General features: G+C 57.3%; 21 protein-coding genes. 8 read left to right on the forward strand and 13 right to left on the reverse strand.

From position 1 onward, the window contains the following. The first annotated feature begins 148 nt into the window (after window positions 1-148). The 3 genes from ACSPHG_RS11460 (at window position 149) to fumD (ending at window position 1051) form a co-directional block, all read left to right on the forward strand. Complete coding sequence (locus tag ACSPHG_RS11460) at window positions 149-451, forward strand: hypothetical protein (RefSeq protein ID WP_435953602.1); 303 nt, start codon at window positions 149-151, stop codon at window positions 449-451. 103 nt (window positions 452-554) lie between these two features. Next, complete coding sequence (locus ACSPHG_RS11465) at window positions 555-752, forward strand: hypothetical protein (RefSeq protein ID WP_435953603.1); 198 nt, start codon at window positions 555-557, stop codon at window positions 750-752. A gap of 77 nt (window positions 753-829) precedes the next feature. Next, window positions 830-1051 (forward strand): fumarate hydratase FumD, encoded by a 222-nt coding sequence (fumD, locus tag ACSPHG_RS11470; RefSeq protein WP_435953604.1) that lies wholly within the window; start codon window positions 830-832, stop codon window positions 1049-1051. Between the two features lie 57 nt (window positions 1052-1108). On the opposite strand, the gene ompC is transcribed toward fumD, so the two are convergent. Next, the gene (gene ompC / locus ACSPHG_RS11475; protein ID WP_435953605.1) at window positions 1109-2224 is read right to left on the reverse strand and encodes a porin OmpC; all 1116 of its coding nucleotides are present in this window, start codon (window positions 2222-2224) and stop codon (window positions 1109-1111) included. A 511-nt stretch (window positions 2225-2735) separates the two neighbouring features. On the opposite strand from ompC, the gene dbpA reads away from it, so the two are divergent. Next, a complete protein-coding gene (gene dbpA / locus ACSPHG_RS11480) occupies window positions 2736-4109 on the forward strand; it encodes an ATP-dependent RNA helicase DbpA (protein WP_435953606.1) in 1374 nt (457 codons plus the stop codon). A gap of 243 nt (window positions 4110-4352) precedes the next feature. On the opposite strand, the gene fbpC is transcribed toward dbpA, so the two are convergent. The 8 genes from fbpC to ACSPHG_RS11520 all read right to left on the reverse strand — a co-directional run bounded on the left by fbpC (window position 4353) and on the right by ACSPHG_RS11520 (window position 16872). After that, window positions 4353-5402 carry a ferric ABC transporter ATP-binding protein gene (gene fbpC / locus ACSPHG_RS11485; protein ID WP_435953607.1) on the reverse strand — a complete coding sequence of 350 codons (1050 nt, stop codon included), beginning with the start codon at window positions 5400-5402 and terminating at the stop codon, window positions 4353-4355. Window positions 5403-5416: 14 nt separating this feature from the next. Beyond that, window positions 5417-7495: an ABC transporter permease gene (locus ACSPHG_RS11490; protein ID WP_435953608.1), complete on the reverse strand. Its 2079-nt coding sequence runs from the start codon at window positions 7493-7495 to the stop codon at window positions 5417-5419. 65 nt (window positions 7496-7560) lie between these two features. Further along, entirely contained in the window at window positions 7561-8592 is a 1032-nt protein-coding gene (locus tag ACSPHG_RS11495; RefSeq protein WP_435953609.1) for an ABC transporter substrate-binding protein, read from the reverse strand. Window positions 8593-8601: 9 nt separating this feature from the next. After that, a complete protein-coding gene (gene uhpC, locus ACSPHG_RS11500; protein WP_435953610.1) occupies window positions 8602-9930 on the reverse strand; it encodes an MFS transporter family glucose-6-phosphate receptor UhpC in 1329 nt (442 codons plus the stop codon). Between the two features lie 86 nt (window positions 9931-10016). Beyond that, window positions 10017-11558: an MASE1 domain-containing sensor histidine kinase gene (locus tag ACSPHG_RS11505; RefSeq protein WP_435953611.1), complete on the reverse strand. Its 1542-nt coding sequence runs from the start codon at window positions 11556-11558 to the stop codon at window positions 10017-10019. Continuing rightward, window positions 11559-12188 (reverse strand): response regulator, encoded by a 630-nt coding sequence (locus tag ACSPHG_RS11510; protein WP_435953612.1) that lies wholly within the window; start codon window positions 12186-12188, stop codon window positions 11559-11561. A gap of 217 nt (window positions 12189-12405) precedes the next feature. Next, entirely contained in the window at window positions 12406-15936 is a 3531-nt protein-coding gene (gene nifJ, locus ACSPHG_RS11515; RefSeq protein WP_435953613.1) for a pyruvate:ferredoxin (flavodoxin) oxidoreductase, read from the reverse strand. Between the two features lie 150 nt (window positions 15937-16086). Continuing rightward, entirely contained in the window at window positions 16087-16872 is a 786-nt protein-coding gene (locus ACSPHG_RS11520; protein ID WP_435953614.1) for a hypothetical protein, read from the reverse strand. Between the two features lie 199 nt (window positions 16873-17071). Between ACSPHG_RS11520 and ACSPHG_RS11525 the strand changes: the two genes are divergently transcribed. Continuing rightward, window positions 17072-17356, forward strand: coding sequence for a putative hemolysin (locus ACSPHG_RS11525; protein WP_435953615.1), 285 nt, complete (start codon window positions 17072-17074; stop codon window positions 17354-17356). Between the two features lie 5 nt (window positions 17357-17361). On the opposite strand, the gene hslJ is transcribed toward ACSPHG_RS11525, so the two are convergent. Next, window positions 17362-17787 (reverse strand): heat shock protein HslJ, encoded by a 426-nt coding sequence (gene hslJ, locus ACSPHG_RS11530; protein WP_435953616.1) that lies wholly within the window; start codon window positions 17785-17787, stop codon window positions 17362-17364. 204 nt (window positions 17788-17991) lie between these two features. Further along, the gene (locus ACSPHG_RS11535; RefSeq protein ID WP_435953617.1) at window positions 17992-18981 is read right to left on the reverse strand and encodes a 2-hydroxyacid dehydrogenase; all 990 of its coding nucleotides are present in this window, start codon (window positions 18979-18981) and stop codon (window positions 17992-17994) included. 214 nt (window positions 18982-19195) lie between these two features. On the opposite strand from ACSPHG_RS11535, the gene ACSPHG_RS11540 reads away from it, so the two are divergent. From ACSPHG_RS11540 to ACSPHG_RS11550, 3 genes are read left to right on the forward strand one after another with little or no spacing between them, the layout of a single operon-like run. After that, entirely contained in the window at window positions 19196-21838 is a 2643-nt protein-coding gene (locus ACSPHG_RS11540) for a YdbH family protein (protein WP_435953618.1), read from the forward strand. Further along, complete coding sequence (locus ACSPHG_RS11545; RefSeq protein WP_435953620.1) at window positions 21835-22026, forward strand: YnbE family lipoprotein; 192 nt, start codon at window positions 21835-21837, stop codon at window positions 22024-22026. Before ACSPHG_RS11540 ends, ACSPHG_RS11545 begins: the two co-directional genes overlap by 4 nt. 13 nt (window positions 22027-22039) lie before the next feature. Continuing rightward, window positions 22040-22363, forward strand: a complete 324-nt coding sequence (locus ACSPHG_RS11550; RefSeq protein WP_435953621.1) for a YdbL family probable chaperone protein — start codon at window positions 22040-22042, stop codon at window positions 22361-22363. 118 nt (window positions 22364-22481) lie between these two features. On the opposite strand, the gene osmV is transcribed toward ACSPHG_RS11550, so the two are convergent. Together osmV and osmW are read right to left on the reverse strand one after the other, a co-directional pair. Next, window positions 22482-23621: an osmoprotectant ABC transporter ATP-binding protein OsmV gene (gene osmV / locus ACSPHG_RS11555; protein ID WP_435953622.1), complete on the reverse strand. Its 1140-nt coding sequence runs from the start codon at window positions 23619-23621 to the stop codon at window positions 22482-22484. Further along, complete coding sequence (osmW, locus tag ACSPHG_RS11560) at window positions 23621-24268, reverse strand: osmoprotectant ABC transporter permease OsmW (RefSeq protein ID WP_435953623.1); 648 nt, start codon at window positions 24266-24268, stop codon at window positions 23621-23623. Before osmW ends, osmV begins: the two co-directional genes overlap by 1 nt. Window positions 24269-24275 lie beyond the last annotated feature (7 nt).

Here is a 24275-nt window from a genome sequence, read left to right on the forward strand (position 1 = left end):
GGCGTGTATGGTACGGATTGGTGCGCCGAATGCCAGCAAGTTTTAATGAAAGCTAAATGAGGGTAATAGAGCAAGGCTTTAGCGCTTTGAGATAGCGTCTTATGCAAGATACAATTAATTTTTAATTTTGTATTGATGGTAGTTATTAATGAAAAGGTTTCTGGTTATAAGTGCGGTTGTCGTTCTTGCTGGCTGCGTTAGCCATCAATGGGTTAAGGAAGGGGCAAGCGAGCAGGACAGAGAGCGGGCAGAAATCTCTTGTAAAGCTGAGGCGCTAAGGGATCTTCCCCCTAACTATGTTGTGACCAGCGCAACGACGTCAAAAGATAAGAAGCATGATACAAGCACCAAAAACTACTCCTCATCCGACGCCAATGAATTTCAGCGCAGCGTTTTGGTAAAGGACTGCATGTACAAAAAAGGTTGGGCTGAAATAGAAGTTCCGCGCTAAACCTTTCCCGTCTTTGATACCCGAAAAACTCAACGCCTGGTGCCATGGCGCGCTGAAAAATTTGTGCTAATTTTTTTATGGGTAATAAAAAGAGAGTAGGGCAATGAGTCAGCAAGAAGATCGTGCGCAGCTGATTGGCTGCGCCATTGGTGCCGCGGTGGTGAATTTGATAGCCGAGGGAACGGTGATCAATCGTGACAATATCGTGGATGAGCTTTACCGGCAGGGGAAAACCATTGGCGACGGCGTCGGGAGCGTTATCAGTCACGAAGCGGTCGAGATTGTGATGCGGGGGCAGTAGGGCAGTAAAAGATTAATTGGCTGAATTTCCCGGCGGCATGATGCTATCTTGTTTGCAATGATTAAAAGGGAGTAAATATGGGAAACCAGACCAAAGAGGAAGAACTGTACCAGGAAATGTGCCGCGTCGTGGGCAAGGTGGTGCTGGAGATGCGCGATCTGGGTCAGGAACCCAAACATATTGTGATTGCAGGCGTGTTGCGAACCTCGCTGGCAAATCAAAAAATAAAGCGTTCGGCGCTGACGGAAAAGGCGATGAGCACGGTAATAGGTGCGCTTTCCGGTGAGAGTATTAATTAAACAGTATGTGTATATAAAAAGACCCGCAAATGCGGGTCTTTTTTATACGACGCTAAATTAGAACTGGTAAACCAGACCTAAAGCAACGATATCATCGGTAGAGATGCCGTTGTCTTTATAGAAGCTGTCGTCTTCGTCCAGCAGGTTGATTTTATAATCAACGTAGGTGGACATATTTTTGTTGAAGTAATAGGTCGCGCCAACGTCGGCATATTTAACCAGGTCTTTGTCGCCATCTGCAACGTTCAGATCTTTACCTTTAGACATCAGGAAAGAAACAGCCGGACGCAGGCCGAAGTCGAACTGATATTGCGCAGTCACTTCAAAGTTCTGCGTTTTATTCGCAACGCCGTTACCGTCGCCATATGGCGTCATGTTGCGGGTTTCGGAATACATGGTTGCCAGATAGATATTGTTGGCGTCGTATTTCAGGCCGGCAGTCCACGCGTCTGCTTTATCGCCCTGTGCGGTGGTTTGGGTTTCCTGATCGTTGCTACGGTCAGAAGAGGCGTAAGCCGCGCCAGCGCTAAAGCCCATGCCCAGGTCGTAAGTAGAAGATAAGCCCCAGCCGTCGCCGTTTTCGTTACGAACGTCATTGCCGTTGTTGCGGTTAGCGGTACCTTCCTGAGAATTAGTAGAATTCTCGTTAGCACCCTGGTACTGCACCGCGATATTCAGGCCGTCAACCAGACCGAAGAAATCGTTGTTGCGGTAGGTCGCCACGCCGTTTGCACGGCCGGTCATAAAGTTATCGGCCTGGCTGTAGGAGTCGCCGCCGAATTCTGGCAGCATATCTGTCCAGCCTTCCACGTCATACAGCACGCCGTAGTTACGGCCATAATCGAATGAACCGTACTCGCCGAATTTCAGACCGGCGAATGCCAGACGGGTCCAGGACTGATTGCCGCTATTTTCAGTGTTATTTGCCTGAACGTTGTATTCCCATTGACCGAAGCCGGTCAGCATGTCGTTAATTTGAGTTTCACCTTTGAAGCCCAAACGAACATATGTCTGATCGCCATCTTTATTGGCATCGTCAGAGAAATAGTGCAGGCCATCAACTTTACCGTACAGGTCAAGTTTGTTGCCGTCTTTATTATAAATCTCCGCCGCGTGAACAGAACCCGCAGCCAATAATGCTGGGATTAAAATTGCCAATGTTTTTCTAAACATGAGAAAACCCTCTGAGTTTATTTTATTATCAATTAATTGTTTACTAATTGTACGAGATGACTCGTGAGCTCATCCTACTCAGTAAGTTCAGTTATGCTCACAGGATAAATGTAACAAAATTGAATATGATAATTCTAAAAGATACCGGTGAAATCATCATATATTTAATGAATGTATTTGGTTAATTCATTCTTAATTTGTATTTTAATTGTCGTTAATTAATTGGTAGCGTGAAGAGGTTCGTTATGTGCCAATAGCGTTCGTTATATGCTAAAGCTGTAATTTGTCTTTTAGCACCTCATTTAAAATGCTTCAAAAGCCTTTAGCCTGGATTTATCCAGGCTTTTTTTTCGCCAAAGAAAAATATTTAGTGATCGATGTCTCATTTCACACTGTTACATTTAGCGTCTGTTCCGCATGTGATCTTGCTCAGGGAAATGACCCTGGAACGTGATTCTGCTAGACTACGCGCCAGCCGCTGCCAGTCAGCCCCCTTATTGAGAGTACACACGTGACATCTTTTACAACTTTAAACACCCTGCCTGCGGAACTTCTCGCCAACCTTACCGAACTGGGCTACCACAGCATGACGCCGGTACAGGCGGAAGCGCTGCCCGCCATCCTTGCAGGTAAAGATGTCCGTGCCCAGGCGAAAACCGGCAGCGGCAAGACCGCAGCCTTTGGCCTGGGCCTGCTGCAGCACATCGATGCCAGCCAGTTTATTACCCAATCGCTGGTACTGTGCCCGACGCGTGAATTGGCCGACCAGGTTGCCAAAGAGCTGCGCCGCCTGGCGCGCTACATGCCGAATATCAAGGTATTAACCCTGTGCGGCGGCCAGCCGTTTGGCATACAGCGTGACTCTTTAATTCACGCGCCGCACATTATTGTGGCAACGCCGGGGCGCCTGCTGGATCACCTCAAGAAGGAAACGGTCAAGCTGGACGCGCTGCAAACGCTGGTGCTGGATGAAGCTGACCGCATGCTGGATATGGGCTTTGCCGACGCGATTGACGAAGTTATCAGCCACGCACCGGCCAAACGCCAGACGCTGCTGTTCTCCGCAACCTGGCCTGCGGCCATTGCCACCATCAGCAAGCGCGTGCAGAACGATCCGCTGACCATTGAAATTGATTCGGTTGACGAACTGCCGTCCGTTGAACAGCAATTTTATGAAGTATCGCGCGGCGGCAAAATTGGCCTGCTGCAAAAGCTGCTCAGCAAGCATCAGCCCGCTTCGTGCGTGGTGTTTTGTAATACCAAAAAAGACTGTCAGGCCGTGTGCGATGCGCTTAGCGAAAGCAACCAAAGCGTGCTCGCGCTGCACGGCGACATGGAACAGCGCGACCGCGACATGACGCTGGTGCGTTTCGCCAACGGCAGCAGCCGCGTACTGGTGGCAACGGACGTCGCCGCGCGCGGTCTGGACATTAAAGCGCTGGAAATGGTGATCAACTACGAGCTGTCCTGGGATCCGGAAGTGCACGTTCACCGCATCGGGCGTACCGCTCGTGCCGGGCAAAGCGGGCTGGCGATAAGCTTCTGCGCGCCGGAAGAAGCCCAGCGCGCAAGCGTGCTGGCCGAAATGCTAAACCTTTCCCTGAACTGGCAGCAGGCGCCGACCGGTATCACCATCAAGCCGCTGGAGGCCGAAATGGCAACGCTGTGCATCGACGGCGGCAAGAAAGCGAAAATGCGTCCGGGCGATATTCTGGGCGCGCTGACCGGCGACATGGGCCTGGAAGGGGCGGATATCGGCAAAATAGACGTGCATCCGATTCACGTTTACGTTGCCGTGCGCCAGCCCGTTGCCCGCCACGCGTGGAAGCAGCTCCAGCAGGGCAAGATCAAAGGCAAATCCGTTAAGGTTCGTTTGCTGAAGTAGCCCGCAGTCAATGTCGGTGGTGATGGCGCGTTGTCGGGTCGATAAGCGAAGCGCCATCCACCGTTTACCCGACGTAGGCTTCAAACGGTAGGGTGGATAAGCGAAGCGCCATCCACCGTTTACACGACGTAGGCTTCAAATCGTAGGGTGGATAAGCAAAGCGCCATCCACCGTTTACACAACCTAAGCTTCAAATCGTAGGGTGGATAAGCAAAGCGCCATCCACCACCGCAATCCCAGCGCCTAAGCCGCATCCGCCAGCACAAACATCCCGTACGGGTGAATCTCAAGATAATAATTATCCCCCACGTCGGGCTGTAGGCGCGTGGCGTTAACCTGTAGCAGCAGCGCCTGGCCGTGCCATTCCACCGTCACCTCATACTGCGGCCCCATATAGGCCACGTGCCGCACCACGCAGCGCTGGCTTTCCGCGCCTTGTTCGCTCAGCGTGATCGCTTCCGGGCGGACGCCAACCGTACCTTCGGCCTGTGAAATCGCAAGCTGCGGCGGGCGCGGCAGCCGGTAACCGTGGATCTCCACGAAGTCGCTGCCGAAGCGCGCCGGGAAGACGTTTGCATCGCCCATAAAGCTTGCCATAAAGCGCGACGCGGGCTGGCGATACAGCGTCTGCGGGCTGCCAATCTGCATGATCTCGCCTTTGTTCATCACCAGCACGGTATCGGAAACGGCGAACGCCTCGCTCTGGTCGTGCGTCACGTACAGCGACGTAATGTTGAACTGCTTTTGCAGCTCGCGGATTTTATCGCGCATGCTGCGCCTGAGGTTGGCGTCCAGGTTGCTGAGCGGCTCGTCGAACAGCAGCACCTTTGGCTTGAGGATCAGCGCGCGGGCCAGCGCCACGCGCTGCTGCTGCCCGCCGGAAATCTGGTCAACGAAGCGGTCTTCAAAACCGTCCAGGTCGACCATCGCCAGCGCCTCTTTTACGCGGGCTTTAATCTCCGCTCGCGGCGTGCCGAGCATTTTCAGGCCGTAGCCAACGTTATCCCCCAGCGACATATGCGGGAACAGGGCGTAGGACTGAAAAACCATGCAGATATCACGCTGTTGAATAGAACGATGCGTGACATCTTCGCCATCAATTAAAATCTGCCCTTCGGTCGGTTTCTCAAGCCCGGCAACCAGGCGCAGCACGGTGGTTTTGCCGCAGCCGGAGGGGCCGAGCAGCGTGACCATTTCCCCCTTCGAAATAGCCAGATTAATGCCGCCAAGCACGGTATTTGTGCCAAACCGTTTCGTGACGCCGCGCAGTTCTACAAAATGAGGTTGTGTCATGGGTTACTCCGTAATCACGCGTTGGTTTTGGCTTTCGAGCGGGAAATACGCGCCTCGCCAATCAGCCAGTCAAAAATAAAGATAATCGCCAGCATCACGACGATCAGAATCGATCCATAGGCGATCGCCACACCGTACTCGCCGTCTTCCACTCGGTTGAGGATATAGGCCGTTGCGACGCGGGTATCCGGCGTGACGAGGAAGACAATCGCGCTCACCGTGGTAATGGCGCGCACAAAGCTGTAGATCAGCGCGGAGAGAATCGCCGGGCGCAGCAGGGGCAGCAGAATGTTGATGATGGTGCGCATCGACCCGGCCCGCAGGCTAAGGGAAGCCTCGTCCAGCGATTTGTCGATTTGCCCAAGCCCGGCGATGCCCGCCCGGATGCCCACCGGCACGTTGCGCATCACCATCGACATAATCACGATGGCGGCGGTGCCCGTCAGGTAAACCGGCGCGCTGTTAAACGCGAGGATATAGGAAACGCCCGCCACGGTGCCTGGCACGGCGAAGCACAGCATGGTGGTGAACTCGATGGTCTTTTTGCCGCGGAACTGCTGGCGCACCACGATCCACGCAATCAGCAGGCCGAAGAAGGCGGTGATCGGCGCCGCGATACCGGCGTAGAGCAGGGTATCAAGCAGCGATGGCCACGCGCCGTCGCTCATGCCCTGGCCGAACAGCTTGGTGAAGTTATCCAGCGTCAGGGTGTAGTCCACGCCCCAGTTCACCGTAAAGCTGCCGTAGAAAATGCTGCCGTAGAGCAGGGCGTTAAAGGCAATCCAGATAGCCAGCAGAGCGATAACCGCCCACACCAGGGTCACCGGCAGCGGCTGCACGTCGCCACGGTTGGATTTGCCCGAAACCGTCACGTACGAACGTTTGCCGATCCACATGTACTGAATGCAGAACACCATCAGCGAGAACAGCAGCAGGAACGCGCCGAGCGTGCTCGCCGCCTGGTAATCAAGCTGGGAGCCGGTGATATAGAAATAGATTTGCGTGGCGAGCACGTCAAAGTTGCCGCCGAGCACCAGCGGGTTGCTGAAATCGGCAAGCGACTGGACGATGACAATCAGGAAGGCGTTAGCCAGCGCCGGTTTAAGCAGCGGCAGAAACACGCCTTTGAACGTTTTCCAGCGCGTGGCGCGCAGCGTATAGGAAGCCTCTTCGAGGGAAGGATGAATCGTTTTGATCGCGCCATCGAGGATCATAAATGCCATCGGCGTAAACGCCAGCACCTGCGCAAGCCAGATGCCGGTAAAGCCGTACAGCCAGTTGGTGTTGGTCAGCCCGAACCAGTCCACCATCAGCTCGGTGATATAGCCCGACCGGCCCATCATCAGCGTCACGCCAAGCCCGACCACAAACGGCGGCGTGACAATGGGCAGAATAGAAAAGATCCGCCCGATAATCGCGCTGCGTTTGGCGATGCGGGTGGTGTAAATCGCCAGCACCAGGCCGAAGAAGGTACAGCCGATGCCCACCGCAATCGACAGGCCGATGGAGTTAACGATCACCTGCACGATGTGCGCCTGGCCCAGAACCGCCATAAACGCCAGCGGCGCAAATTCCCCCGCCTCGTTGGTGAACATCGGAATGAAAATCGCGATGCTCGGCCAGACGATAAACACGCCGATAAGCGCCACGATGGCGACCAGCGAGCCGATCACAAAGCTGTCGCCGCCCAGCCATTCCAGCCGTGTAAGCGCGAGCGTGATAACCATGCCCAACGAGATAAACAGAACGATGCTCGCGTAGCCCAGGCCACGTTCGGTTACGGTCGCGCTGACCACGATAAAGGCCATGCACAGCAGCGCCCATCCAGCGTCAAAATAGTGGCGTTGCCTTTGCTCCGGCCCTTGTTCAGCGAAAGGGCGCAGCAGCAAAAGCGACGGCAGAATGTACCACAGCAGGCTGATGTTTAAGCCGGACCAGCTATAGGCGTCGAGCACCTCGTCGCGGGTGGATTCAAACAGGCCGTAATCCAGGCTCCAGCTCGGCAGCAGAGCAAAAGCCAGCCAGCACAGCGCCACCCACCAGAGAATAGCGTCCCGCTTTCGCGCAGGTCGCAAAAGTAAAGTTTCAGACATAAGTGCCTCATCGGCCGAAAGAAAAGAGGAAAAGCAGGTGACGTTACGTTGTCACCTGCGTGGGTTTATTTACCCATTTTCACGTCGGTTACCCATTTGCTGATGAGCGCCTTACGCATGTCGGTGGCGCCGTATTTGTCCATGTCGTAGCTAATCAGCTTCAGGTCGTCGAGCTTCAGTGAGAGCGGCGACGTTTCTGCGGTGGTGTTGGTCAGGATCTGGTAGGACTTGCCTTTCTGCCAGGAAAGCTCCTGCGCCTCTTTGGACAGCACCCAGTCCACGAACAGCTTAGCGTTGTCCATGTTGCGCGCGCCTTTCAGAATGCTCACGCCGCCGATTTCATAGCCCGTGCCTTCGCAGGGGGAAATCAGCTCCAGCGGCGCGCCGTTTTCTTTTTCAAGCGAATAGTCGTGCAGGAAGCCGATGCCGATGGCGGTTTCGCCGCGCGCGGCGTTACGCGCCGGGGCAATGCCGGATTTGGTGTACTGGGAAACGTTGCCGTTGAGTTTTTTCAGGTAGTCAAAGGCCTGGTCCTCGCCCCACAGCTGGGCAAAGGTCGCAAGCGCGGTATAGGCGGTGCCGGAGCTTTGCGGGTCGGCAATCTGGATTTCGCCCTTGTAGATTGGGTTGGTCAGATCCTTCCAGCATTTCGGCACCGGCAGGTTTTTCTCTTTCAGGCGCTGGGTGTTCACGCCAAAGCCGAGGATGCCAACGTACACCGCCGATGAGTAGTTGCCCTTGCGCTTAGCCGGGTCGCGGAACTGCGGCATGATCTGCTCGAGGTTGGCCGATTTGTAAGCCGTCAGCAGGTCCATTTCGCCCGCCTGGGACTGCGGATCCAGCGTGCCGCCGTACCACACGTCGGCCTGCGGGTTTTTCTTCTCGGCGTCAATTTTTGCCAGCGTGCTGCCGGAACCGTTGCGGATAAACGACGTTTTAACGTCATATTTTTCACCAAAGGCTTTGGTTTCCGTTTCGCACATTTCGTTGGTGGCGCTGCAGTAAACCACCAGGCGGCCTTTCGCCTGTGCGGCACCGGAAAGCGTCGCCAGCGCCACGCCTGCGGCAACCAGAGAAGAGAGCACGGTCAGTTTCATATTATTATCCTAAGTGTCCTGAGGTAAGGTGTTGGCCGGGTCCATGGCCCCAATACTCCTGTCCTGCGCGCTGATGCCCGCCATCAGCAGCGGCATCAGCAAAAATCCAATCATGGCGGCGGCGATGGTTAACAGCACGAACATCCCCGACCAGCCGTAATGTTCGATAACCTGCGACAAAGGCCAGCCCGCCAGCGCCGCGCCCAAATAGGCAAACAGCCCTAAAAATCCGGTCACGGTACCCGCCGCCTGCTTGTGGCTGCACTCCACGGCGGCAAGCCCTATCAGCATCTGCGGCCCAAACACGAAGAAGCCGATTGCAAAAAAGCACATCGCCAGCAGCGCGTAGTGGTGTACGGGCGACAGCCACAGCGCGGCGACGGAAATAAACAGCCCGAGGGCGAACAGCAAAATCATCGGCGCGCGCTGGCCGCGAAACAGCAGGTCGGAACCCCAGCCTGCAAACAGCGCGCCGAACAGCCCGCCCATCTCAAACAGCATCACCGTGGCGTTGGCGCTGAGCAGGTTGACGCCGTGGCTTTCCGCAAGCCAGATGTTGCCCCAGTCGTTCAGCGCGATGCGTATCAGATAGACCAGCACGTAGCTTGCGCCAAGCAGCCAGATCATCGGATTTTGCAGCACCGTGCCGCGAAACATTTGCCACAGCGGCATCGGCGGGCTTAGCTGCGCTTGGCGCATCTCGAGCGGGTCATGCCGCCATGCGCCCACCGGGGGCAGCCCGGCGTCTTCCGGCGTGCCGGTTAAACGGCGACACAGCCAGATGCCCATCAGGATGCCGATGACGCCCGGCACGAGCAGCGCCGCCTGCCAGCCAAACCACAGCGCCATCACGGCGGAAAGCAGCGGAACAGCCGCGCCGCCGAGGTTAATGGACGTGTTCCAGCAGCCCCACCAGAACCCGCGCTCGTTGCGGGAATACCAGTGCGTCAGCAGCCGCGCGCAGGGCGGCCATCCCCAGCCCTGAAAGAACCCGTTCAGCGTCCAGATAACCAGCAGCATCGGCAGGCTGTTGCCGAAGGCGAACAGCATGTTCAGCACGCCGGTTGCCAGCAGGCCCGCGCCCATAAACCAGCGTTCACCGCGCCGGTCGTGCCACAGCCCGGCGGCGAACTTCGACAGGCCGTAAGACAGATAAAACAGCGTGCCGAGCAGGCCGATATCGCTTTTGCTGAGGCCGAGATCGGCCTGCATCGCCGGGAGGACAAAGCTCACGCTTTTACGCGTCAGGTAAAACGCGGCGTAGCCCACCGCCATCGAAACCAGCAAACGCGGGCGGCGGTAGCGATACTCACGGCCAATGGCTTGCTCAGAAAGCATGAATTCCTCCGGGTTGCAGCGACTATAGAAAACGGCGTCGGAAAGGGGATGAGACAAGGTTTTAGTCGTCTAAGACTTTTTCCTGGTTATCCCTGACTTTGTTGAAAAAGTGTGGGCAGGTTAACAATTACGCGGGTGCCGGACTGACTTTCAAGATGCAGGTCGCCACCCAAAGCGCGGATGCGTTCGCTAATGCCCTGAAGCCCGAAGCCGCTCTGGGTAACGGCCGCAAAGCCCACGCCGTCGTCCTTTACCTCCAGGCGCACCCCCTTTGGCTGCGGCGAGAGGGCTATCTCAACGTGGCCCGCGCCCGCGTGTTTGCAGATGTTGTTCAGCAATTCCTGCACCAGGCGATAAAGCGTAAATACCACGGTATCGCTGGCGGGCTGTCCGGGCAGGTCGTAGGTAAAGCGGCAGACAATGCCGCGTTCGGCAAAGGCAAACTCCTGCACCAGATGGTGCAGCGCTTTCTCAAGCGACATTTCGTCCAGCACCGGCGGGCGAAGCTGGCGTAACAGCTGGCGGGTCGAGTGGTGGATGCGCTGGGCGAGCTGGTTGATTTGTTCGGCGGCAAGCGTCGCGGCCTCGCCGCCTGCGGTTCGCTTCACGAGCATCGACTGGATCTGAATAGCGGTGATGTTCTGGCCTATCTCATCGTGCAGCTCGCGGGCGAGCTCTTTGCGCGTGTCCTCTTCGGCATGCACCAGCTGTTCCATCAGCTCGCGGCGGGCCTGAAGTTCGATCTCCAGCCGCTGCCGGTAACGGTGCAGATTGTTCGCCAGGTGCTGCTGGCGGCTTATCGCAATCCCCAGACAGATGCCGAGCAGCGCCTGGGTGGAAAGAAACAGCTCCATCTCCATCAGGCCGTTGAAGCCGCTGCCTAGCTGCCGGGCGATGGTGATCATCATGCTGCCCAGCAGCGCCGCCAGCACGCCTCCCTGCCAGCCGAATTTGTACGCCATCACCACGTTCGGCAGAAACACGAGGATCAGCAACAGGCGCTCGATTTCCGGAGACAGCACCATCTGCGCGCCCACGCCGATGATAAAGAACAGGCTGCACCAGATAAGCAGCGAGGTGCGCAGCGGCGGGTTCGGTGTTTCCTGGGCGAGCAGGCTCTCCAGATGCTGCTGGCGCAGATATTCATAAATCAAATAGACGAACGGCGTGAGAAGAATGCCGCCGGTAAAGGCGGTCAGCAGCGTCTGGGACGCGGGGCTTGCGATAAACGCGCTAAGCGTCAGCGTTTGCAGCAGCGCGTCGCCGGTTATCGCCGCCATCAGCAGCGACAGGCGCTGCCAGTAGAGCGTAAAGCGATGCCAGTAACGCTGCGCCAGCCACGCCGGAAGCGCGCTGAGAAACGGCGAAACCAGCATTACCGGCTCGGTCATCAGCTGCTGCTGCCAAAGCGCGCCAAGCAGCAGGATGACCGGCGCAAAAAGGGCGGGCCAGTAGCGGCGGCTGAGCAGGATCAAAAGGGCGAGATGCACGCCCTGGGGCAGCAGCAGCGCGGCCTGCTGGCCGTTGTTGGTGAGCGAAAAGCTGATGGTCCACAGCGCCAGCCAGCCCAAACCCCAGGCGAAAAAGATAAACAGCGACAGCAGCAGGTGACGCCAGGAACGACTCATCTAGTGCCCGGTCAACAGCTGATGGTCGAGAGCAAAATGCACCAGCTCGATAGTGCTTTCACACTGAAGCTTGCCGAGGATATTGGCGCGATGGACGTGCACCGTTTTGTGACTGAGCGCGAGCATATCGGCGATGTGCTTTACGCTTTCGCCCTTCACCAGCAGGTCAAAAACCTCGCGTTCGCGGGGCGTTAGCCCTTCCAGCGCTTTGGCGGGCTTCCCGGCGTGACGCAGGGCGCGCAGCGCGTCGGCACAGAGATAATGCCCGCCCATGCCAACGGTGCGTACGGCCTGCACCAGCTCTTCCGGCCCGCAGCGTTTGGTGAGATAGCCGCTGGCCCCGGCATCCAGCGCGCTTTGCACGAACGCCGTGGTGTCGTAGATGCTCAGGATAATGGCGCGAAAACCGGGGCGCTGCTGGCGCAGTCGCTTAAGCAGGCTCAGGCCGTTCTCGTCGGGCATCGCCACGTCGAGGACGGCGACGTCAGGGGGATTTTTATTCAGCGCGGGCCAGGCGTCCGCGGCGGAGCTGTACTGCCCGACAATCTGAATGTCGGTTTCCAGGCTCAGAAGCTGGGCAAAACCGGAACGCACCACCACGTGGTCATCGACTAAAGCAACGGCAATCATTGTCAGGCTCGGTGAGAGAAAGAGGACGATATCATGCGGGTGAATATATTCTTCGCAATGGTGATGTTGGGAATATGTTACGGGGGTAGCAAAAAAATGGCATGCCGAGGTTATGTCGCGTGGCGCTTCGCTTAGCCGACCTACGACTGTACTGAGGGTAGGTAAGCGCAGTGTCAGCCACCAAATGAAAACCCCGCCGGGTGGCGGGGTTTGATGATTACTCGCTGCTCGCCTTCTCGGCTTTCCCAGCCATCTGCGCCAGGAAATCATAGCGTTTTTGCAGATCTTCGGCGGCGTCCTTCCACAGCTGCTCCGCGACTTCCGGCTGCTGCGAGTTCAGGCGGCGGAAGCGCTGCTCTTTCATCAGCGTATCCGCCAGCGCGTCTGACGGCGGACGCGAATCCAGCGCCAGCGGCAGCTTGCCTTCATCCGCGCGACGCGGGTCGAAGCGGTAGAGCGGCCAGAAGCCGGTGGCGGTGAGCTGGCGCATCTGATCGTGGCTGAGCGCCAGGTCATAGCCGTGCTCCTCGCAAGGGCTGTAGGCGATGATCAGCGACGGGCCAGGATAGGCTTCCGCTTCCTGAATCGCTTTGACGGTCTGGTTTAGCTGCGCGCCAAGGGAAATCTGCGCCACGTAAACGTGCCCGTACATCATCATGCTGACGCCGAGATCTTTACGCGCCTTGCGCTTGCCGTGCTCGCCAAACTTGGTCACCGCGCCGAGCGGGGTGGCCTTCGAGGCCTGGCCGCCGGTGTTGGAATAACACTGCGTATCCAGCACAAGGATGTTGACGTTTTCGGTCAGGCTCAGCACGTGGTCAAGGCCGCCGAAGCCGATGTCGTACGCCCAGCCGTCGCCGCCGATAAGCCAGATGGATTTCTCTACCAGCGCGTCGGCGTCGTTCATCAGCTGACGGGCGTCGGCATCGTCGATGTTCGCAAGACTCTGGCGCAGGGCGTTAACCTGCTCGCGACGAACTTCCGGCGTGGCCTCGGCGTGCAGCTGCTCGTTAAGCTCGGCAGGAAGCCGGTCAGCAAATTTTTCCAGCAGGCGCATGACGCGCGCGCGGTGCTGATCGACCGTCAGGCGGAAGCCCAGGCCAAACTCGGCGTTATCTTCGAACAGCGAGTTCGCCCATGCCGGGCCGCGACCGTTTGCGTCCGTGGTGTACGGCGTGGAAGGCAGGTTGCCGCCGTAAATAGATGAACAGCCGGTGGCGTTGGCGATGAGCATACGGTCGCCGTAGAGCTGGGTCAGCAGCTTGATGTACGGCGTTTCGCCACAGCCGGAGCACGCGCCGGAGTATTCGAACAGCGGCGTTAAAAGCTGCGAGGTACGGATGTCGATACGCTCAAGGCTTGTGCGATCCATTTCCGGCATGCTGAGGAAGAAGTCGTAGTTCTCTTTTTCTTCTTCAACGTGCTCAAGGCGCGACATCATATTGATGGCCTTGATTTCCGGGTTCTGGCGGTCTTTCGCCGGGCAGACTTCCACGCACAGGTTACAGCCGGTGCAGTCTTCCGGCGCGACCTGCAGAACGTATTTCTGGCCGCGCATATCGCGGGACTTCACGTCCAACGATTGCAGGGCGGCTGGGGCGTTTTCCATCGCTTCCGGCTGGACAACCTTGGCGCGGATCGCCGAGTGCGGGCAGGCCGCCACGCAGTGGTTACACTGGGTGCAGATGTCCGGCTTCCAGATAGGGATCTCTTCGGCGATGTTGCGTTTTTCCCACTGCGTGGTGCCCATCGGCCAGGTGCCGTCCGGCGGCAGCGCGGAAACGGGCAGCGCGTCGCCAAGACCTGCGAGCATCGCCGCGGTAACGGTTTTAACGAAGTCAGGCGCGGCGTCGGAAACCACCGGCGGACGCATCGGGCTGCTTTCGCTAACGGGCTGCAGCGTGACTTCCGCCAGCAGCTCGCGGGACAGCGCCAGCGCCTGCCAGTTACGTTCAACCAGCTCCTGGCCTTTGCTGCTATAGCTTTTGGCGATAGCGCCCTGCAGCTGGGCCAGCGCGCTGTCGCCCGGCAAAATGTTGGTCAGATGGAAGAACGCCATCTGCATCACGGTGTTGATACGCGCGCCAAGCTGGCACTCGCGGGCGATTTTCGCCGCGTTGACCACGAAGAAGCGCGCCTTTTTCTGGTTGAGCACGGCCTGCACTTCCTGCGGCAGGCGGTGCCAGACTTCGTCCGCGCCGTAAGGCGTGTTAAGCAGGAAAATACCGCCGGGCTTGAGCCGCTCGGCCATCTGATATTTGTCGATAAACTGCAGCTGGTGACAGCCGACGAAATCGGCTTTTTCAATCAGATAGGTCGAGTTGATCGGCTGCTCGCTGACGCGCAGGTGGGAAACCGTCAGGCCGCCTGCTTTTTTGGAGTCGTAGACGAAATAGCCCTGCGTAAACCACGGCGTGGAGTTACCGATGATCTTTATGTTGTTCTTGGTCGCCGAGACGCTGCCGTCGCTGCCGAGGCCGTAGAACAGCGCTTCGAGCTTGGCGCGGTTGGGGAGGGTGTTTTCCGGCAGCGGCAGGGACAGGTTGGTGACGTCGTCGTAGATGCCGACGGTGAATCGCGGGCGCGGCTTCGCTTCCTTCAGCTCGTTAAACACCGCCAGCACGCATTCCGGGCCAAACTCTTTAGAGGACAGGCCGTAGCGGCCGCCGATGACGCGCGGCAGCGTTTCGCGCTCGCCGCGGTTGAAGGCTTCGGCAAGCGAGGTCATCACGTCGAGATACAGCGGCTCGGCCAGCGCCCCCGGCTCTTTGGTTCTGTCGAGAACGGCAATCTGGCGCACCGTTTCTGGCAGCACGGCCAGCAGATGCTCCGCCGAGAACGGGCGGAAAAGGCGAACTTTCAGTACGCCGACCTTTTCGCCCTGGGTAAGCAGCTCGTCAACCACCTCTTCACAGGTGCCGATGGCGGAACCCATCAGAATAATGACGCGTTCTGCCTGCGGGTGGCCGTAATACTCAAACGGGCGATACTGGCGGCCCGTGGCCCTGGCGAAGCTGTCCATCGCCTGCTCAACGTGTTCGTAAACCGCGTTGTACCAAGGGTTTGTCGCTTCCCGGGACTGGAAGTAGGTGTCCGGGTTTGCCGAGGTGCCGCGAATCACCGGATGTTCCGGGTTAAGGGCGCGGGCGCGGTGTTCGTCGATTTCCTTCTGCGGCAGCAGTTCAAGAATGGTGCTGTCCGCCAGCGGGGCGATTTTGTTGATTTCGTGCGAGGTGCGGAAGCCGTCGAAGAAATGAATAAACGGCACGCGGCTTTTTAAGGTGGCGATGTGCGAAATCAGCGCGAAGTCTTGTGCTTCCTGAACGCTGCTGGCGCACAGCATGGCGCAGCCCGTCTGGCGAATCGCCATAACGTCGGAGTGATCGCCAAAAATAGACAGCGCGTGGGTGGCAACGGTGCGCGCCGCAACGTGCAGAACAAACGGCGTTAGCTGACCGGCCAGTTTGTAAAGCGTCGGGATCATCAGCAGCAAACCCTGCGATGAGGTAAAGGAGGTGGAAAGCGCACCGGTCTGCAACGCGCCGTGCACGGTGGCGATTGCCCCGGCCTCCGACTGCATTTCTACGACACGAGGCGTGTCTCCCCAAACGTTTTTGCGGCCGTCACCGGACCAGGCATCGGCCTGTTCCGCCATGGTCGAACTGGGAGTTATCGGGTAGATGGCAATAACTTCGCTGGCGCGAAACGCCACGGAGGCGACTGCACCATTGCCGTCGGTAGTGATCATAAGACACCCTTACATTGCGCAAATTACAGAATATGAAATGACCCGCGTCAAAACCGCGAGTCAAAAATTATCCGTTAAGTTTAGCAAAGGGCTGGTTAAATGATTTTCGCTTTTGTGTCATCGGCCCGCCCGGATGGCCGGGCCGAAAATTCAAATCACAATGTGACTGTTTATTTTCTTAATCTGGATAGCGCCGCTATTTCTGCGAGCCAGTTCCGGGCTTGACAGACGCGGCATTGAGCCGCTTTCCAGTCGATGGAAGGCTAGAATATGATCGCTTCCTGAACGACCGAAAAGTTCGACCATTTTGGCACTCTCAACACTGTTGTCATTTACCAGGAAAATTAGCTGTGTAAGGCGACTGATTGTTTCAGCATTAATAAGCGCATTAGCTGTATTATTCCGAGCAAAGCTAATTAGTTCACTGACAGACCATGGCGTGAACAGCCCCTTTGCCGCAGGGGAGTTTTTCATGCTCAGGGAATAGGCGTCATCGTTTGATCGTAAAGCTATATGGCTTGTTTCATGAATCACGGTGGCTGCAATATCATCTAAATGCATTCGCCCACAGTTAATTGAAGAGAGCGCAATATATTGCTTCTTCACGCGATTAATAAGTCCTTGAGAGTCAAAGCAAATTACGTAAGCGATAGTCTCTGAACCGGCTTCAAGCAGTAAATCATCCAGGTGAAAACAGTCCGGTGTTAATCCATCAAGGCAGGCTTTAATTTTACGAAGGGATTTAACAAGGGCATGGCGTGTACTGCTATCATGCGCGCCAACCAGCTTGTCAAGCATGTCTTTGGTTTGTTGAAACCGATTTTTGCTCCCCGATGAATGGGATTCTATAGCCTTTATTGCTCCCGCAACGATCCTTCTGGAACGGAGAATGATCTCAGGCAAATTATTTCGTAAGCGTAATTCTGCAGGATGCATTTTATATCCTTCTAAAATCAACCTTTGGAGGGGGGATTGAATCAACTGCCCCTTCGTATTATGTAAATCTATACACAGGGTGCAGAAAAAGAGTGATGTGGAAAAGTGAATAATAGATTAATTTTAAATTGCTCTCGACGGCTTGTTTTGAGCTCGTCTATGATATACGAGTTTTGCAACGTTCACGGGGAGAAGAGGAATGCGCGCTGCGTTTTTGGCCGGCTGTGCCGCACTGTTGTTATCAACATCACTGTTATCGGCATGCAGTAGTAATGAACCACCTCAACAGGCCACCGCGGCTCACGTTCCGCCGGGAATGCGTGCGGCAATGTCGAATCAGGGGCAGGCGAGTTGTGCAATGATCGGTGGGACGCTTAGCGCCGCGCGTCAGCTTGATGGAACCGCAATGGGAATGTGCGCGCTGCCCAACGGCAAACGCTGTAGCGAGAACGCGCTTGCCGCCGGGACCTGTGGAGCCTACTAGTCCGTTTAGTTGACCAGATCGGCCAGTTTATACACCAGAGTATGCTGGCTGGTTTTAAGGGTTAGCTGCTGCTGGGTGAGGCCAACTTTAGCGCCTGTCGTCAGCATATCGTTAATCATGTGATCGAGCTGGTTCAGCTGCGGCTCGGCGCACATCATCATCGTCATTCCCAGGCCTTTCGCCTTCAGCGTGTTATCGGCAAGCGTTGCCTGACCCATAAAGCGGTTACACATCGCGCCCGAAATATGCATATTTTCACCGAAGCTCAGCTCCGGCATACGTTTGATGCCGTCCAGCGGCTTGCCGTCTACAGTTTGCAGAACGTAGCGGTGGTGCTGCAGATCCTGAGCGGTGACCGTTCCTTTATCACCAGACTGCGCGCAGCCGGCTAACACCATGGTAGCCAGCATCAGTGAAGCTAATTTTTTCATTTCTTCTCCCTAAGTTATTCATTTCATCAATGAGTTGGCGACACTTTGGCAAAATGCGCGCCATGTTGCAGTAAGGATTATCTTAAAAAGCGGGGTGGAGGTTGCGGGTAAAATGTCGGGTGGTGCTGCGCTTGCCCGACCAATTTAAGCCGCGATTTACCCGTAAACAGGGCGGACAGGCGCAGGCGCTGTCCGCCAAAAATATCAGTTAACCTGATTCGGGCAAGGCTCACCGGCCTCGAGCTGGCGCAGGTTTTCCAGCGTGGTTTCGGAGATGCTGGTCAGCGCCTCGGCGGTCAGGAAGGCCTGGTGCCCGGTGAACAGCACGTTGTGGCAGGCGGACAGGCGGCGGAAAACGTCATCCTGAATCACGTCGTTGGACTTATCTTCAAAGAACAGGTCGCGCTCGTTTTCATAAACGTCCATGCCCAGCGCGCCGATTTTCTGCGTTTTCAGGGCCTCGATGGCGGCCTGAGAATCAATGAGCCCGCCGCGGCTGGTGTTGATAATCATCACGCCGTCCTTCATCTGCTCAAACGCGGAGCGGTTCAGCAGATGGTAGTTTTCCGGGGTCAGCGGGCAGTGTAGGGAGATAACGTCGGACTGCGAAAACAGCGTTGGCAGGTCGACGTACTCCACGCCCAGCTCGAGCGCTGCGGCGCTTGGATAGGGATCGAACGCCAGCAGACGCATGCCGAAACCTTTCAGAATGCGCAACGCGGCTACGCCAATTTTGCCGGTGCCGATGACGCCTGCGGTTTTGCCGTGCATGGTAAAGCCGGTCAGCCCTTCAAGAGAGAAGTTGGCGTCGCGGGTGCGCTGATAGGCGCGGTGAATACGACGATTCAGGCACATCATCATGCCGACGGCATGCTCGGCGACCGCTTCTGGGGAGTAGGCCGGTACGCGTACGACGGGCAGACCCAGCTCTTTCGCCGCGTCCAAATCGACGTTATTAAAGCCCGCACAGCGCAGGGCGATAAACTTCACGCCGTGCTTCTTAAGCTCTTCCAGCACCGGGCGGCTGCCGTCGTCATTAACGAAAATACACACGCCTTCGCAGCCGTTAGCCGTTTTGGCGGTCTTTTCCGTTAAAAGGAAGTCATAAAATTCAAGTTCAAAGCCATATTCCTGGTTAACGTTCTCCAGATACTTCTTGTCGTACTGTTTTGTGCTATAAACGGCAAGTTTCATAAGACTTTTCTCCAGATGATTTTAGGCTAAAATTAACATGCTTAAAATTTTCGTACAATTCTTAAAAATTAGTTTTTTAAGGCGGGTGATACCCACCGCTGGCACCTGATCTAAGCTTAGTCGATGGCGGCTGACTTCACGGCCAGGCCAAAACATGCCAGAATAATTGCACACTTCGGCATAAATTGTCGCTGAATCAGGATATTAACTGCCCATGAAGGGTAAATATAAAGCCATTATTGCGCTGGCGCTGCTGCTTATTCTCGTCCCGCTGGCGCTGCTGTTGACCATCGCCAACTGGTTGCCGACCCTGGCCGGTATCTGGCTCCCGCAGGGCACACGCATTGCTATGGAAAGCAGCCCGCGCCTGAGCCGTGGGGCGATCGTTATCCCCGATCTTCGCTATCTCGCCGGCGACTGCGAGCTGGCAAACCTCAAAAACGCCACGCTGAGCCATCCGAGCCGCTGGCGCATGCATATTAATGAGCTGAACCTCAACCCGGACTGCATCAGCAAAATCCCGATGAACGATTCCGGGCCAGCCGCGCCGCGCACGCTCGCCGAGTGGCAATCGCTTCTGCCTTACACGCTGCTGACCGTCGATAAAGTGAATGTGACGCCGTGGCAGCAGTTTGCCGGTGGCCTGCGCGTGTCGCTTACGCCCGCCCAGCAGGAGGTGCATTATTCCGGCCCGCTGCTGGCCGTCGATGCCAAACTGAAAGGCCAGTCGCTCGAGCTGCAACGGCTAAAGCTTGGCGCATTCGAAGGCATGGCTCCGGTCGAGCTGGTGGGCACCTTTACGCTGCCGCTGGTGCCGAACGGCCTGCCGGAACAGGGGCATATCGCCACCGCGCTGCGCATTCCCCAGGAACCGGAGCTTATTAATGCCGTGCTCGACTGGCGCGAAGACCAGGGCGTCCTCGCGCTGCGCAAATCCGCCGATGCCGAACCGCTGGTGACCTTACCCTGGACGATTAGCGAAAAGATTTTCGAAATCAACGGCGGGCAGTGGAACTGGCCTTATCAGGGCTTTCCGCTGCGCGGAGGCGTTGCGCTGCGCGTCGACGACTGGCAGCAGGGCCTTGAGAATGCGACGGTGAGCGGCCGGATGAACGTGGTCACTCAGGGCAGCGCGGGCAAGGGCAATGCGGTATTAAACATCGGGCCGGGCAGGCTGAGCATGACCAACACCCAGCTTCCCCTACAGCTCACCGGCGAAGCCAAGCAGGACGCGCTGGAGTTTTACGCCGTGCTGCCGGGCGAACTGACCGGAGCGCTCACCGATCCGCAACTGCTTTTCAGGCCGGGCGCGCTGCTGCGTTCGCGCGGGCGAGTTATTGATTCGCTGGATATCGACGAGATTCGCTGGCCGCTGGCGGGCGTTCGCGTCACCCAAAAGGGCGTCGACGGGCGGCTACAGGCCATCGTACGCGCGCATGAAAATGAAATGGGCAGCTTCGTGCTGCACATGGATGGTAAAGCCGAGGACTTCCTGCCTGATGCCGGCCTGTGGCAATGGCGCTACTGGGGCAACGGCGCGTTCAGGCCGATGAACGCCCGCTGGGACGTGAGCGGCAAGGGCGTATGGCGCGATAGCGCGATTGAGCTGACCTCGCTGTCGACGGGCTTCGACAGGCTCGAATACGGCTCGATGCTGATGAACAAGCCGCGCCTGAAGCTTGAAAAACCTATCCACTGGCAGCGCGATGCGGAACATCCTTCTTTTACCGGCGCGCTATCGCTGGATGCCGGGAGCACCAGCTTTAGCGGCGGCAGCACGCTGCCAGCCTCAACGCTCAAGTTTGCCGTTGACGGAACCGATCCCACCTCGTTTCAGTTTAAAGGCGATCTCCGCGCCGGGGAAATTGGCCCGGTACGCGTGATGGGCCGCTGGGACGGTGAACGCCTGCGCGGCAACGCCTGGTGGCCGAAGCAGGCGCTGACCGTCTTTCAGCCGCTGATCCCGCCGGATTGGAAGATGGATTTGCAGGGCGGCGATCTGTATGCCCAGGTGGCGTTTTCCGCCGCCAGCGGGCAGGGCTTTGAGGCAGGCGGGCACGGCGTAGTGAAGGGCGGGAGCGTCTGGCTGCCGGACAACCAGATCAACGGCGTCGACTTCGTGCTGCCGTTCCGCTTCAGCGATTCGACATGGCATCTCGGCACGCGCGGCCCGGTGACGCTGCGCATCGGCGAGGTCGTCAATCAGGTGACGGCACGCAACATCACCGCGGACCTCGAAGGCTGGTATCCGTGGAGCGACGGACAGCCGCTGTCTTTAAGCAACGTTAGCGTTGACGTGCTGGGCGGGAAAGTCACGATGCAGCAGCTGAGAATCCCGCAGCACGACGCCGCGCTGCTGCGTTTGCAGGATATCTCGTCAAGCGAGCTGGTCAGCGCGGTTAATCCTAAGCAGTTTACGATGTCCGGGCGCGTTACCGGCGCGCTGCCGCTGTGGCTTAACCATCCGCAGTGGATTATTAAAGACGGCTGGCTGACCAACCCCGGTCCGCTGACCTTCCGCATGGATAAAGACATGGCCGACGCCATCGTAGCCAATAATATGGCGGCGGGCGCGGCGATAAACTGGCTGCGCTATATGGAGATTTCGCGCTCATGGACGAAAATTAACTTAGATAATCTGGGCGTGGTGACGATGAGCGCAAGCGTAACGGGCATTAGCCACGTTGAAGGCAAGAAAAACACCGTCAACCTTAACTACACCCATCAGGAAAACCTTTTCACGCTGTGGCGCAGCCTGCGCTTTGGCGACAATTTACAGACCTGGCTGGAACAGCACGCCGCGCTGCCGAGCGCGCGCTGTCAGACTCCCGGCGTTGCATGTGAGGAAACACAATGAAGATTTTAATCGCCGCAGGGCTTGCAGCCGGAACGCTGCTGCTTTCAGGCTGCACGCCGCGTATAGAGGTGGCCGCGCCGAAAGAGCCGATCACCATTAATATGAACGTGAAGATCGAACATGAGATCCACATCAAAGTGGATAAAGACGTCGAAACCCTGCTGAAAAGCCGCAGCGACCTGTTCTGATGAGGACCGACTAATGAAAACCGTACTCAAAGGCGCGCTGATTTTCACCCTGCTGTTCAGCCAGCCGCTGCTCGCCGTGACCCTGAGTGAAGCCCGTCAGCAGGGGCTGGTAGGGGAAACGCTGAGCGGCTATATCGCGCCCATCAAACAGGACAAAGAAACCCTGGCGCTGGTAAAAAGCATTAACGAGGCGCGGGCCGCGCACTACCAGCAGTTGGCCGACAGCAACAATATTTCCGTGGACGAGGTGGCAAAACTTGCGGGACAAAAACTTGTGACGCGCGCCCAGCCGGGCGAGTACGTACGCGGCTTAAACGGACAGTGGATGAAGAAGTAGGGCAAGGCGGCTCAACAATTTACGGTGGATGGCGCAGGCGCTTATCCACCCTACGAATTTCACCATGCTACATTTTGTAGGTCGGGTAAGGCGCAGCTGCCACCCGACCTCTTAACGGTTATGAAATACTCAGCACCCGACGCGTTTTACCCGAGCTGAGATAATCCGCGATGTAATCCTGCGAAATCTCCCCGCTGTAGCGCCCGTCTTCGTCAACGATCGGCATCCACACCATATTGTGCTCGTACAGCTTGGAGAGCACGATACGCAGGTTGTCCTCCGCGCGCCCGGTCACCCGGAACGGGTGCAGCAGATCTGAACAGGAACCGGCTGCACCACGTGCTTCGCGGCGTTTCACAAAGCCCAACGGCTTGCCCTGTCCGTCGACAACCGTAATCGAGCGCATGTCGTTGTCGTCCATGGTGGCGAACGCCTCCGGCAGCGGGGTGGATTCGCGCGCGGTAACCGTCGGCTGCTGGTCGGTGACGTCGCCCGCCTGCACCAGCAGCAGGCGTTTTAGCGTGCGGTCCTGGCCGACGAACGAGCCAACGAATTCGTTGGCGGGTTTTGCCAGCAGCTCGTCCGGGCTTGCGCACTGTACGATCTTACCCTGACGGAACACCGCGATACGGTCGCCGAGCTTCAGCGCTTCGTCGATATCGTGGCTCACCAGCATGACGGTTTTCTTCAGCTGGCGCTGCATGTCGAGAAACTCGTTCTGAATCACTTCGCGGTTGATAGGGTCTACCGCGCCGAACGGTTCATCCATCAGCAGGACCGGAGGATCCGCCGCAAGCGCGCGGATCACGCCGATACGCTGCTGCTGGCCGCCGGACATTTCGCGCGGGTAGCGGTGGAGGAACTTAGTCGGATCGAGCGCCACCATGCTCATCAGCTCGCTTGCGCGCTCCTTGCAGCGGGCTTTGTCCCAGCCCAGCATGCGCGGCACGACGGTGATGTTTTCTTCAATTGTCATGTTCGGGAACAGGCCGATCTGCTGGATTACGTAGCCGATGTTGCGGCGCAGCGTCACGGTGTCCAGCTCGTTGGTGTTTTTGCCGTTGATCAGGATGTTGCCGCCGCTTGGCGCAATCAGACGATTAATCATCTTAAGCGTGGTGGTTTTGCCGCAGCCGGAAGGGCCGAGCAGGACGCACATTTCGCCTTCCGGCACGTTCAGGCTGACGTTATCAACCGCGTTAAAGGTCTGCCCGTTTTTCTGAACGAACTGCTTGGTGAGATTTTCCAGTTTTATCATTATCGAATCCCCTTCGGTGTCAGTACCAGCTGCAGGCGGTGCAGCAGCCAGTCAAGCACAATGGCCAATACACAAATCATTACGGCTCCGGCAATCAGCATACGAATATCGCTGCCGCCGATACCATTAAGTAACAACAGGCCCAGACCGCCCGCGCCGATCACGGCGGCGATGGCCATAACGCCAATATTCATCACCACTGCGGTACGAATACCGCCAAAAATCACCGGCAGCGCCATCGGGATCTCCACCCAGCGCAGACGCTGCCAGAAGGTCATGCCGATACCGCGACCCGCTTCGCGCAGGCCGGGCGGCAGGCTATCCAGCGCCGTATGCGTGTTGCGCACGATCGGCAGCAGGGAATAAAGGAACACGGCGGTAATGGCAGGCAGCACGCCAATGCCCTGGCCGACCATCGAAAACAGCGGGATCATCAGCCCGAACAGCGCGATGGAGGGGATGGTCAGCACGATAGTGGCGATACCCAGTACCGGCGTCGCCAGCCACTTGTGGCGGACGATCAGAATGCCCAGCGGCACGCCGATAATAATCGCCAGGCCCACGGCCATCAGCACCAGCAGCAGGTGCTGGAGGGTCAGGCTGCCGAGATATCCAGCGTTATCAATCATGTAATGCAACGTGTCCATGATGCCT

Source organism: Dryocola baronae (genome assembly GCF_051297175.1).
Taxonomy (GTDB): domain Bacteria; phylum Pseudomonadota; class Gammaproteobacteria; order Enterobacterales; family Enterobacteriaceae; genus Dryocola.

Excerpts from the sequence above, each read along its gene's own strand:
- ACSPHG_RS11460 (WP_435953602.1), top strand. The coding sequence starts at position 149 with ATGAAAAGGTTTCTGGTTATAAGTGCGGTTGTCGTTCTTGCTGGCTGC.
- ACSPHG_RS11465 (WP_435953603.1), top strand. The coding sequence starts at position 555 with ATGAGTCAGCAAGAAGATCGTGCGCAGCTGATTGGCTGCGCCATTGGT.
- fumD (WP_435953604.1), top strand. The coding sequence starts at position 830 with ATGGGAAACCAGACCAAAGAGGAAGAACTGTACCAGGAAATGTGCCGC.
- ompC (WP_435953605.1), bottom strand. The coding sequence starts at position 2,224 with ATGTTTAGAAAAACATTGGCAATTTTAATCCCAGCATTATTGGCTGCG.
- fbpC (WP_435953607.1), bottom strand. The coding sequence starts at position 5,402 with ATGACACAACCTCATTTTGTAGAACTGCGCGGCGTCACGAAACGGTTT.
- ACSPHG_RS11490 (WP_435953608.1), bottom strand. The coding sequence starts at position 7,495 with ATGTCTGAAACTTTACTTTTGCGACCTGCGCGAAAGCGGGACGCTATT.
- ACSPHG_RS11495 (WP_435953609.1), bottom strand. The coding sequence starts at position 8,592 with ATGAAACTGACCGTGCTCTCTTCTCTGGTTGCCGCAGGCGTGGCGCTG.
- uhpC (WP_435953610.1), bottom strand. The coding sequence starts at position 9,930 with ATGCTTTCTGAGCAAGCCATTGGCCGTGAGTATCGCTACCGCCGCCCG.
- ACSPHG_RS11505 (WP_435953611.1), bottom strand. The coding sequence starts at position 11,558 with ATGAGTCGTTCCTGGCGTCACCTGCTGCTGTCGCTGTTTATCTTTTTC.
- ACSPHG_RS11510 (WP_435953612.1), bottom strand. The coding sequence starts at position 12,188 with ATGATTGCCGTTGCTTTAGTCGATGACCACGTGGTGGTGCGTTCCGGT.
- nifJ (WP_435953613.1), bottom strand. The coding sequence starts at position 15,936 with ATGATCACTACCGACGGCAATGGTGCAGTCGCCTCCGTGGCGTTTCGC.
- ACSPHG_RS11520 (WP_435953614.1), bottom strand. The coding sequence starts at position 16,872 with ATGCATCCTGCAGAATTACGCTTACGAAATAATTTGCCTGAGATCATT.
- ACSPHG_RS11525 (WP_435953615.1), top strand. The coding sequence starts at position 17,072 with ATGCGCGCTGCGTTTTTGGCCGGCTGTGCCGCACTGTTGTTATCAACA.
- hslJ (WP_435953616.1), bottom strand. The coding sequence starts at position 17,787 with ATGAAAAAATTAGCTTCACTGATGCTGGCTACCATGGTGTTAGCCGGC.
- ACSPHG_RS11535 (WP_435953617.1), bottom strand. The coding sequence starts at position 18,981 with ATGAAACTTGCCGTTTATAGCACAAAACAGTACGACAAGAAGTATCTG.
- ACSPHG_RS11540 (WP_435953618.1), top strand. The coding sequence starts at position 19,196 with ATGAAGGGTAAATATAAAGCCATTATTGCGCTGGCGCTGCTGCTTATT.
- ACSPHG_RS11545 (WP_435953620.1), top strand. The coding sequence starts at position 21,835 with ATGAAGATTTTAATCGCCGCAGGGCTTGCAGCCGGAACGCTGCTGCTT.
- ACSPHG_RS11550 (WP_435953621.1), top strand. The coding sequence starts at position 22,040 with ATGAAAACCGTACTCAAAGGCGCGCTGATTTTCACCCTGCTGTTCAGC.
- osmV (WP_435953622.1), bottom strand. The coding sequence starts at position 23,621 with ATGATAAAACTGGAAAATCTCACCAAGCAGTTCGTTCAGAAAAACGGG.
- osmW (WP_435953623.1), bottom strand. The coding sequence starts at position 24,268 with ATGGACACGTTGCATTACATGATTGATAACGCTGGATATCTCGGCAGC.